This window comes from Falsihalocynthiibacter sp. CO-5D18, assembly GCF_041205445.1.
GTDB classification, from domain to species: Bacteria; Pseudomonadota; Alphaproteobacteria; order Rhodobacterales; family Rhodobacteraceae; genus Falsihalocynthiibacter; species Falsihalocynthiibacter arcticus.
In genome coordinates this window covers 124,945-135,539 of sequence record NZ_JBGFCF010000003.1, presented here as the reverse complement: position 1 = coordinate 135,539, position 10,595 = coordinate 124,945, and the positions used below count along the sequence as shown (strand labels likewise).

Below are 10,595 nucleotides of genomic sequence, written 5' to 3'. Positions count from 1 at the left end.
ATCGGAATTCCTTCAGGCTTCTTGGGGTTCGGCGTCGGAAATTTTTTCTTCGGCTTCGGCTTCTTCCGCCTCAGGTTTTTTCCGACCCTTCGCCGCCCAAAGACCAATCGCAATCGCCCCGCCCAATGCTATCGCCGCGCCCCAATGGGTGTGCCCTGCGGCCTCAATCAAATGCCCTGGATGTGCCAATACGGGCAAACCAGTCATAACCAAAACGGCCGAAAGGGAAACTATTGAAGTACGCGATGTCATGTCCATTCTCCTTGTTTGGGCAGAGGAGAAGGACCGCAGAAACTGCGCTTAACGATGTTGCTTTGGTTCCCCTATCTGGGTCAAACCGCGACAACCAACCTCTCTGGCCCTGTGGGCTTCGTTACGGGCAACGTATGCCCTCACCTTACTCGGTGCAATCAGATTCTAACATGACGGCGGAGTGTTTTGCGTCTGGCGCCTTTGTGCGCACTCGCACCCTCCCTGCGCCCCTATGTGGGTTTAATCCCCGTGCCACAAAAACTAGGTTAAAGGAGACATATTTATAGGAGCACCGCGTGGGACAACTTGTAGACGGAAAATGGCACAGCGAATGGTACGATACGAAATCCACAGGCGGCGCCTTTAAGCGCTCCACTGCCGGTTTTCGCAATTGGATTACGCCCGACGGCGCCGCAGGGCCCAGTGGCGATGGCGGCTTTCCTGCAGAAAGTGGGCGCTATCATCTTTATGTGTCCTATGCCTGCCCATGGGCCCATCGCACCCTCATTTTCCGTGCCCTCAAAGGGCTAGAGGAACACATATCTATAAGCGTTGTGCACCCTGATATGCTGACCGAAGGATGGACCTTTGAGAAGGACGACTTTGGCGCGACCGGCGACACGCTCTATAACCTGCCCTTTGCACGCGATATTTATACGAAGGCGCAAGCCGACGTGTCGGGCCGCGTGACGGTGCCTATTCTCTGGGACAAACAGCGCGAAACCATTGTAAGCAACGAAAGCAGCGAAATCATCCGCATGTTCAATTCCGCCTTTGACGGGATCACAGGAAACACGCTGGATTTCTGGCCTGAAGAGATGCGCGGCGACATCGAAGAAATTAACGCGCGAGTTTATTCCAACGTGAATAACGGCGTCTATAAAGCTGGTTTTGCAACCTCCCAAGCGGCTTATGACGCGCCTGTCGCATCGCTTTTCGACACGCTTGACTGGCTCGAAGACCGCCTCTCAACGCACCGGTATTTGATGGGGGATCGCCTCACAGAAGCGGACTGGCGGCTGGCAACAACGCTGTTCCGCTTTGACTCGGTTTATCACCTACATTTCAAATGTAACCGTAAACGCCTGATCGATTATCCCAACCTTTGGGCCTATACGCGTGAACTCTATCAAGTGCCTGGTGTTACAGAAACAACCAACATGGATCACATCGTGCGCCACTACCATTATAGCCACGAAACGATTAACCCGAACCGGATTATCCCGATCAATCCGATCCTTGATTTTAACCAAAAACACGGACGCGACGAGCTCTAATCTGTTAGGATCGGTCTCCCGCATAATGGGCCACAATCGCCGCCAAATCGTTTGGCGGCGTTTGCTCGCGCACATAGGCGCAGGCATTTGGGGCCAAAGCAAAAATAGAACCGTCCGAGAAGAAACTCGTGTCAGTTACGAAAATCACCTTCGCATCGGGGCGTTTGTAGCTGGCATAATCCGCGACTGCAAATGCGCTTTCACCCTTTAAAACAAGGTTGAGAACAATCGCGTTGAAGTTTTCTTCCTCCAAGGATTTCACGGCACCACTTTGCCCAGAAACAAGGACAACTTCAAAATCAAGCCGTTCTAAATGGTCCTGCCAAATGCGCCCAAGGTTTGGATTACCCTCAACGATTAAAATACGCATACAACCTCCAATCAGTGGATTGCACTGCTCAACTGCTAAATTCATTATTACCCACCAGACATCCCACCGTTAACTATTTTCCGCCCGAAAGACTAACAACAGGTTAATATCTTGCCTCGAAATGTTAACTTACATCTACGGGTTGAAATTCCGGCGAGAATCCGATTGAGGTACACGCAAAAGGGGTATGAGATGACGACATTCATTACAATTTGCGACACCTGTAAGCGCGAAGGTTGGGCAGAAACCGGTGCAGACGTCACCGACGGCGCCGCTTTGGCTGAATTAATCGAATCAGTCGCAGCCGAGCAGGTACAAACACGGCGTGTAAGCTGCTTGATGGGCTGCACCCACGGTTGTAATATCGCGATCCAAGCGGAAGGAAAGTTGGCCTATACGCTCGGGAAATTTGAAGCCACCCTAGATGCCGCCGAAGCCATCGTGGAATACGCGGCTCTGCATCAAGCGAGCGAAACGGGACAGATTCCCTATCGCACATGGCCCGCGGGCGTGAAGGGGCACTTTATTACGCGCCATCCTCCGTTACCGTCCCTCAAACCCTCTAATTCTGACGCATGAAAACGCAGCGGGACCACGGCGGCGGAATTGATGCTGCAATGGAACAGTTCGGCGGTACGAGGGGCGATTGGCTCGACCTGTCCACCGGCATAAACCCCGTGCCCTTTCCCTTGCCGTCGTTCCCCGCCAACGCATGGATGTCCCTCCCTGATCACAGCGCTTTTGCCGCGCTAGAGAAGGCCGCCCGCGCCTTTTGGAATGTTCCCGACTCTGCCGCCGTTCTTGCCGCCCCCGGAGCCAGCGCCCTGATCGCGCGCATCCCGCATTTGTCGGTTAAAAAAGGCGCGGTTCGTATCATCCAGAAAACGTATAACGAACACGCCGCCGCTTTTCGCACTGCAGGGTGGAACATCGAGGAGGACGGCATCGACGCCTCGGTCACGGTGCACCCGAATAACCCCACAGGTGCCTTCACCGCCTCCCTGCCTCACACGCCCCTCACCATCATTGACGAAAGCTTTTGCGATGTTGCGCCCGCTCAAAGTCATATCGCGAAAGCATGCGAACCCGGAACACTCATCCTCAAGAGTTTCGGCAAGTTCTGGGGACTTGCTGGGCTGCGTCTTGGGTTTGTTATTGGCGATCCGGGACTCATAAATGAGCTTCGCGAAACCCTCGGGCCTTGGCAGATTTCCGGTCCCGCAATCACCACAGGAATTGCCGCTCTCGCAGATTTTGATTGGGCAGAGAAAACCCGCTCTCGACTTGCACAAGATGCCGGCCGTATGAACGCGCTGTTGCAAACTGCGGGTGCCGAATCCGTCGCAGGCACCACGCTGTTTCAACTCTATCATGTTGGCGACGCGCAAAAGTGGTTCGAGAAGCTTGCCCATAATCACGTTCTCTCGCGGATTTTTCCGTATTCAAACCATTGGCTGCGTCTTGGAATGCCTGCGCCCAACCAATGGGACCAACTCGAAAGTGCCCTATGAGCCTTCCGTTAATCCTCCTTTTAGCCCTCCTCTTGGATGCGGTATTTGGCGAGCCTCGACTGTTATGGGACCGGTTCACGCACCCCGCCGTCCTGTTTGGAAAGCTGATCGGATTCGCGGATGAACGCGCAAATTACGGGGATAATCGAAAACTTAAAGGCACGGTGGTTTTTGGCGGGCTTTGCCTTGGTGCCATCTCTGCTGGCCTCGTACTTTCGGCGCTCCCGTTTGGCTGGTTGATTGAACTCCTCTGTGCCGCGATCCTCGTAGCGCAGAAAAGCCTGACCGAGCATGTGTCCGCCGTTGCCAACGCACTTCGTCTGTCAAACGTGAATGCGCGGATTTCTGTGGCGCGGATCGTTGGCCGAGACACCACCGATATGGACGACTCCCAAATCAGCCGCGCCGCGATCGAGAGCGCCGCGGAAAACCTCTCAGACGGTGTGATTGCCCCAGTTTTCTGGTTCCTCCTCTTCGGCCTGCCTGGTCTATTTCTGTATAAAATTACGAATACCGCCGACAGCATGATCGGCTATCGCACCCCTCGCCACGCGGAATTCGGTTGGGCGGCAGCGCGGTTTGACGACCTGCTCAACTACCTCCCCGCGCGGATTACCGCGCTCCTCATCCTCGTCGTTTGCGGCAACATGCATGCGTTGAAGCCGGTGCGAATTGATGCGCCGAAACATCGTTCACCCAACGCGGGCTGGCCCGAAGCCGCTATGGCACAATGCCTCAATATCGCGCTCGCTGGCCCAAGAAGTTACGATGGGGAAGCGCGTGATTTCCCCTATGTAAATCCCACTGGAAACCACTCAATTGGACCTGACGAAATCGACGCAACCGTTCGCGTCCTTTGGAAAACTTGGGGCGCGGCAATCGGCCTATGCGCTGTCCTCGCCCTGTTTTGAACCTTGCCTGAATCCAAAGGCCTGTTAGGCTGCCGCAAAATTTCATACTCGGAGTACCTAATGTTTTTTCGCGCCCCACTTGCTGCCTTCTTTCTGAGCTTGCTGTCCACAACTGCAATGGCTCAAAACCAGTGCGGGGGGGATTTCGGGCAATTTGTTGCCAACATGAAACAAGAAGCCACCGCACGCGGCCACTCGAAATCAACGGTCGACGCGTTTTTCGCCAGCGTAAAACAAGATCCGCGCACCCTAAAGGCCGACCGTTCACAGGGCATTTTCAAGAAAGACTTCAACGAATTCGCACGCGCCGTCATTAGCAAAAATCGTATGGATCATGGCCGCAACAACGAGAAAAAATACGATGCAGTCTTTGACCAAATGGAACAGCAATACGGCGTTTCACGAGGCGTTTTGCTGGCATTCTGGGCGTTGGAAACCGATTACGGCGCGGTACAAGGCGACTTTAACACCCTCAACTCCCTCGTCACGCTCTCGCATGATTGTCGCCGTCCGAACCTGTTTCGCCCCCAAGTTTTTGCTGCAATCGAACTCTTTGAACGCGGCAATTTTAGCCCCACGAATACAACCGGTGCATGGGCCGGAGAAGTCGGCATGGTGCAAATGCTCCCCGAAGACATCATCCGCAATGGTGTAGACGGCGACGGCGATGGCAAAGTATCGCTCAAAACCTCCCCGCCGGATGCGCTTCTGTCGGGCGCGAAAATGCTCAAAGGCCTAGGCTGGAATGCAGGACAACCTTGGTTGCAAGAGATCGTCGTGCCCAGCAATCTTGACTGGAGCAAGACTGGCCTTGATAAATCCTACAAAGTCTCCGATTGGAAGCGCATGGGCGTCAAAGGGAGAAGTACAAACATTGGCCCAGATAATTTACAGGCCTCGATACTTTTACCGATGGGGCGCAATGGCCCCGCCTTTTTAGCTTACCCCAATTTTCACGTGTACTTCGAGTGGAACAAGAGTTTCGTTTATGTCACGACCGCCGCCTATTTCGCCACGCGTCTTGAAGGTGCCCCCGTTTTCAACTTGGGGTCCCCGGATCCTTCGCTGTCGGATGCACAAATGAAATCGCTCCAGAAAAAGCTCTCGGCAAGGGGGCACGATGTGGGTAAAATTGACGGCATCCTTGGGGCAAAAACGCGCGCAGGGGTTCAGCTAGAACAGCAGCGTCTTGGATTGCCCGCAGACGCTTGGCCCACAAATGACTTGGTGAACAAGCTTTAAGAAAACGGTTGGGGGCTGGTTTAAGCGACCAGCGCCTCAGCCTTTTTGAGGTCCACAGAGACCAGCTGGCTTACGCCCTGTTCGGCCATTGTCACACCGAACAGTCGATCCATGCGCGCCATCGTGACCGCATGGTGGGTGATGATCAAAAACCGTGTTTCGGTCCGGCGCGTCATCTCGTCCAACAGGTCGCAGAACCGCGTCACATTGGCATCATCAAGCGGCGCGTCGACTTCATCAAGAACGCAAATCGGCGCTGGATTAGCAAGAAATACCGCAAAGATAAGTGCCATGGCCGTCAGGGTCTGCTCGCCCCCAGACAGGAGGCTCATCGTGCTAAGTTTTTTACCAGGAGGTTGGCACATAATCTCAAGGCCCGCTTCAAGTGGGTCGTCAGATTCAACCAATACAAGGTTCGCTTCGCCGCCGCCAAACAGATGTTTGAACAACAAGGTAAAGTTGCTGTTCACTTGCTCAAACGCGGTCAAAAGCCGCTCACGACCCTCTTTATTCAAGCTGGCAATTCCGGTACGAAGCTTCTTGATGGCTTCATCCAAATCGGCTTTCTCGCTTGCCAGGTGGTCGTGCTCTTCCTGAACGCCCCGCGCGTCCTCCTCGGCCCGAAGGTTCACCGCACCCAGAGCATCACGTTGACGTTTTAGACGGTTCACATCCGCCTCCACGGCCTCGGAATCTGGCATATTTTCGGGCAGAACGCCCAGCGTCTCAAGCAAGTTCTCGGGCGTAGTTTCCATGGCTTCGGCAATGCGCTCTGCGGCATGAATCGCGGTCTCGCGCGTGGCATCGGCCCGCGCGTCGGCCCGCGCGCGCACTTCTCGCGCTTCGCCTGCGGCCCGCTCCGCGTCACGTTCCGCAAGAAGCGCCTCTCGCAATGCTGTCTCGGCCTCTGCAAGCTTGTCAGACGCTCCCCGACACCTTATTTCCGCCGTAGCAATGGCTTCCGCTAAAGCCATCCGTTTCGCAGCGATTTCGTCTGGCGCGGTCTGTGCTTCCTGAAGTTCAGCCTCATTTTCAAGCCGCCGTTCTTCCAATTCTCCAATGCGTTTTTCCGCATTCTCCAAACGAAGCCGCCAACCGCTGATTTCCTTGAGAACCTCTTGGCGGCGCTTGGTGCGTGCATCGCCTTCGCGGCGCACCTCGTCAAAGGCCGACCGTTTTGACATCATCGTCATCCGTGCCGCCTCAACCGTCATTTTCACGTCTTCGACTTCCTCACGCGCTTGATCCAAATCATCCAAGTCCGCAAGGATCGCCGCCGCGTCATTCACCCGATTGCGTGCCCCCAACGCTTCTTCTTCGTGGCGCACGACCGCAAGCCGCAGACTCTCAAGCTTGCCTTCTGCGATATTGCGATCTGCTTCGGCCCGCGAAAGAGCGCGGCCCGCGTCCGTAAGTGCACGGTCTGCATCGCGGCGTGCGTTGCGGGCCTCTTGGTCCTCGCGGGTTAGACGCTGAAGGTCCGACGACAAGACGTCATGCGCACGGCTCGCGCCATCCGCCCGCGCACTCACTTCCTCCAAATCTCGCTTCAATTCCTCCAAACGATTGAGTTGTTGGAGGCGCAAGGCGGCGGCACTTGGGGCGTCTTCTGCTCCCGCGCGAAACCCATCCCAACGCCATAAATCGCCTTCTATACTGACCAGCCGCTGCCCGGGTTTCAAATCTTTTTGCAGGCGCGCCCCGTCGCCGGCCTCCACAAGACCGACTTGCCTCATACGGCGAAGTAATACGTTTGGCGAGGTCACAAAATGCGTCAAAACTTGCACGCCAGAGGGCAAAGATTGTAGTGTGGCATAATCTGGTAAAGTCACCCAGCCAGAAGGCATCTCATCCTGCACTTCGGGAGCGCGCAAATCGTCGGCAAGCGCCGCACCAAGCGCTTTTTCATAGCCAGATTTAACCTGTAGGGCGTCCAAAACTTGCCCGCCCTCTGCGGTGTCACGTTCGACCAATCGTGCCAACGCCCCAACCTCGGCTCGCAGCGCGTTTGCCTCGCCTTCGGCTTCGCTGCGCTCGGCGCGGGCATCCGCTTCACGGGCCTGCGCATCGGCGCGCGCGTTGTCCGCCATAATCAGGGCCTCCTCGGCCGCTTCCGTGGCCTTCGCTGCCAAATTTTGCGCGTCCTCTGCGGCTTCAAAATCTAGGGAGGATTTTGACAATGCGGCTTGAGAATGCGCCGAAGCTTCCCGCGCACGGACAGCATCTCCTTCGTTTCGATCCAGTGTTTTTTGGTGGTCCTCGACAAGTCTCCGCGCCGATTGATGTCGCGCTGCAAGGCGTGCAACGTCTTCGGTGAGCTGGCCGATGGCGGCTTCTCGATCTTGGAGGATACTTGCCGCATCCTGTGCGGCTTCATTGCTGATTTCAAGTCGTTCTTGATAGCCTTCAGCGGCCTTCGCTAGTTGCGCTTGCTCCCATTCAAGACCGGAAATCGTCTCGCCTGCGTCCTTGTTAAGCTCCTGTTCCCGCGCCTTATCTTTGGCCAACTGCTCAATGCGTGCGGTGAGCGTTTTGATTGTATCAAGCGCGCGGTCCTCTTGCTCGGACAGGGTATCTCGCTGATTTTCCAAACGCGTCAATACGGCAGCAGCAATAGTTTCTTCTTCGCGCAAAGGTGGCAGGGTTTCTTCGTTTTTTGCGCGGGCTTTGGTGGCCGAACGTGCCGCCCCTTCGCTCGCCCCAGCAAGGCGCGTGAGTTCGGTCAGTTCCGCTTGCGCCGCCGCACGCAATTCATCCGCTTCTTTCCAACGGCGATACAGTAAAAGCCCCTCGGACTTGCGCAATTCCTCGCCAATGGTGCGGTATCTCTGGGCCTGTCTTGCTTGGCGTTCGAGTTGCGCCAATTGAGTGGCCAAGGCCTCAATAACATCTTCGATCCGTGAGAGATTGGTTTCGGTCCCTTTGAGCTTCAGCTCCGCCTCGTGGCGGCGTTGATAGAGCCCCGAAATGCCCGCAGCCTCCTCCAAAATTCGGCGACGATCTTTGGGTTTCGCGTTGATCAATTCGCTGATCTGCCCCTGACGTACAAGCGCTGGCGAATGGGACCCCGTCGAGGCATCGGCAAACAGCATTTGGATGTCTCGCGCGCGGGCATCCTTGGAATTTGCCTTGAACGCAGACCCCGCATCGCGGGTAATGCGCCGCACCACCTCGAGTGAATCCTGATCGTTAAAACCAGCGGGGGCAAGGCGATCACTGTTGTCGATCGTGATCGCGACTTCGGCAAAATTGCGCGCGGGTCGCGTTGCGGTTCCCGCAAAAATCACGTCTTCCATGCCGCCACCGCGCATCGCCTTCGGGCGGGTTTCCCCCATCACCCAGCGCAACGCCTCAAGCAAGTTCGATTTTCCACAGCCATTTGGGCCGACAACCCCTGTAAGACCATGCGCAATCACAAGATCGGTGGGATCGACAAAGCTCTTGAAGCCATTCAGACGGAGCCTAGAAAACTGCAAAAAATTGTCCCTATTTGATTCCTTTGCAATAGGGTTTCGGACAGGGGCCCATTGAGTCAACGAAAAACACCACAAATGGCGTATTTTGGAGAGTTATCCACAAGATATTGCGCATTTTCTACCCTGTAGTCGCCCTGAAGGTGCGGAGGTATGCTGATTGTATGGGTATCGGCGGCGAATCTGTTTTGCTTGCAAGCTTTGGGAGTGCGTTCTCACTTTAATTGCGGGCACTCAACGAATAAGGGCTGGTTTGCGCCCAAAATCCCAGAAAATTCAGAGGCCGGCAGGATTCTACTTGACCCACCCCCCGTATCCCCCTCAGAAAGAAACGGCATGGTATCCCCATTCATGCCGCCAAGCGGCAGGGGATAAATGGGAATGCGGTGAGGGTGACCCAATCAGGGGCCTGATGCCGCAGCCGCCCCCGCGACTGTAAGCGGTGAGTGGATGTCAAATACCACTGGAGCGTTGGGAAACCAACAATCTGGGAAGGTGACATCGCACTTTGACCCGCGAGCCAGGAGACCAGCCTTGCAGCAACGTAACCGAACCGTCGGGTGTGACGGAAAAAGGAATGATAGAATGAACGAACAAAACAAAACACGCACAGATGCAAAAGTTCTCGCGGCTCCTATTGCCCAAGTCCAAACTGGTATTCTACCAATATTTGCAGCGGCTCTCGCTGGCGTAGTGTTAATCTCCCTCGCGGGCTTCGCACAGGCTTCCATGTTGCATGACTCGGCCCACGATACGCGCCACGCCATCGCGTTCCCCTGCCACTAAACAATGTTTAAACAGATTTTTACCAGCGCGTTGTTCGCTGGTATTGCTGCAGGGCTGCTTTCGGCTCTGCTGCAATTTTGGCTTGTCACCCCCGTACTTCTTGAGGGTGAGGAATATGAAACCGGTGCGAAAAACCATTTCGCAGGCGTTTTGATTGTGGAGGGCGAAGACCCTGCTCCTATCGAAGTGGAAGTGGAAATACCGCCAACCACCAGCGAACTCATTACGCGGCACGGGATGACCGTGGCGATGAACATCATTGTGTTCACGGGCTTTGCGCTCATACTTGTCGCAGGAATCGCGACAGCAGCGTCCGCTGGGTACGAGGTCACGCCCAAATCGGGGATAGTTTGGGGATTGGCAGGCTTTATTGCCGTTCAACTCGCCCCCGCTGCGGGACTATTCCCTGAATTGCCGGGCACCCCCGCAGAGGACATTTTTCTGCGGCAAATGTGGTGGATCACAACCGTCGTCGCAACCCTCGTGGGCCTTGCGCTTATTGCCTTTGGGAACCGCGCCTATTGGATGGTTTTAGGCGCGATCTTCATCGCCGCGCCCCATATCATCGGCGCGCCTCACCTTGAGTTCTATGCGGGCGTTGCCCCCCCCGAACTCTCGGCGCTTTTCGTCAGTCGCTCCCTTGCGGTTGCCTGTGCGAGTTGGGCCATCATGGGTGGTGTTGCTGGCGCGGTCTGGCATCGGCAAACGGTATAAACAACCTGCGCAGGGGCGTGTTCCTTGCGCAGCTTTCCAAATCTGAAAGTGAGGCCATC

Annotated in this window: 10 protein-coding genes and 1 riboswitch; of the genes, 7 read left to right on the top strand and 3 right to left on the bottom strand. The window is 55.6% G+C overall.

Going from position 1 to position 10,595, the window contains the following annotated elements; genetic code table 11:
- Positions 1-12: 12 nt before the first annotated feature.
- Positions 13-252, bottom strand: a complete 240-nt coding sequence (locus AB9F27_RS05395; protein WP_335583794.1) for a DUF6732 family protein — start codon at positions 250-252, stop codon at positions 13-15.
- A gap of 296 nt (positions 253-548) precedes the next feature.
- Between AB9F27_RS05395 and AB9F27_RS05390 the strand changes: the two genes are divergently transcribed.
- Positions 549-1,529: a glutathione S-transferase family protein gene (locus tag AB9F27_RS05390; protein ID WP_335583795.1), complete on the top strand. Its 981-nt coding sequence runs from the start codon at positions 549-551 to the stop codon at positions 1,527-1,529.
- A gap of 4 nt (positions 1,530-1,533) precedes the next feature.
- On the opposite strand, the gene AB9F27_RS05385 is transcribed toward AB9F27_RS05390, so the two are convergent.
- A complete protein-coding gene (locus tag AB9F27_RS05385; protein ID WP_335583796.1) occupies positions 1,534-1,899 on the bottom strand; it encodes a response regulator in 366 nt (121 codons plus the stop codon).
- A gap of 192 nt (positions 1,900-2,091) precedes the next feature.
- Here AB9F27_RS05385 and AB9F27_RS05380 point away from each other — a divergent pair, with 192 nt between their 5' ends.
- Genes AB9F27_RS05380 through AB9F27_RS05365 form a run of 4 tightly spaced genes read left to right on the top strand, consistent with a single transcriptional unit; the run spans position 2,092 to position 5,563 of the window.
- A complete protein-coding gene (locus tag AB9F27_RS05380) occupies positions 2,092-2,478 on the top strand; it encodes a DUF1636 domain-containing protein (RefSeq protein ID WP_039001805.1) in 387 nt (128 codons plus the stop codon).
- Positions 2,475-3,410, top strand: coding sequence for a threonine-phosphate decarboxylase (locus AB9F27_RS05375; protein WP_335583797.1), 936 nt, complete (start codon positions 2,475-2,477; stop codon positions 3,408-3,410). Before AB9F27_RS05380 ends, AB9F27_RS05375 begins: the two co-directional genes overlap by 4 nt.
- Entirely contained in the window at positions 3,407-4,321 is a 915-nt protein-coding gene (cbiB, locus tag AB9F27_RS05370; RefSeq protein ID WP_335583798.1) for an adenosylcobinamide-phosphate synthase CbiB, read from the top strand. The genes AB9F27_RS05375 and cbiB overlap by 4 nt, the downstream gene beginning before the upstream one ends.
- Positions 4,322-4,381: 60 nt before the next feature.
- Positions 4,382-5,563, top strand: a complete 1,182-nt coding sequence (locus AB9F27_RS05365; protein WP_335583799.1) for a lytic murein transglycosylase — start codon at positions 4,382-4,384, stop codon at positions 5,561-5,563.
- A gap of 20 nt (positions 5,564-5,583) precedes the next feature.
- On the opposite strand, the gene smc is transcribed toward AB9F27_RS05365, so the two are convergent.
- Positions 5,584-9,039, bottom strand: a complete 3,456-nt coding sequence (gene smc, locus AB9F27_RS05360; protein WP_335583800.1) for a chromosome segregation protein SMC — start codon at positions 9,037-9,039, stop codon at positions 5,584-5,586.
- A 317-nt stretch (positions 9,040-9,356) separates the two neighbouring features.
- Positions 9,357-9,588, top strand: a riboswitch (cobalamin riboswitch).
- Positions 9,589-9,621: 33 nt separating this feature from the next.
- On the opposite strand from smc, the gene AB9F27_RS05355 reads away from it, so the two are divergent.
- Together AB9F27_RS05355 and AB9F27_RS05350 are read left to right on the top strand one after the other, a co-directional pair.
- On the top strand, positions 9,622-9,822 hold the full coding sequence (locus AB9F27_RS05355; RefSeq protein ID WP_335583801.1) for a CbtB domain-containing protein: 201 nt from the start codon (positions 9,622-9,624) through the stop codon (positions 9,820-9,822).
- Positions 9,823-9,825: 3 nt separating this feature from the next.
- Complete coding sequence (locus AB9F27_RS05350) at positions 9,826-10,536, top strand: CbtA family protein (protein ID WP_335583802.1); 711 nt, start codon at positions 9,826-9,828, stop codon at positions 10,534-10,536.
- Positions 10,537-10,595: the final 59 nt, after the last annotated feature.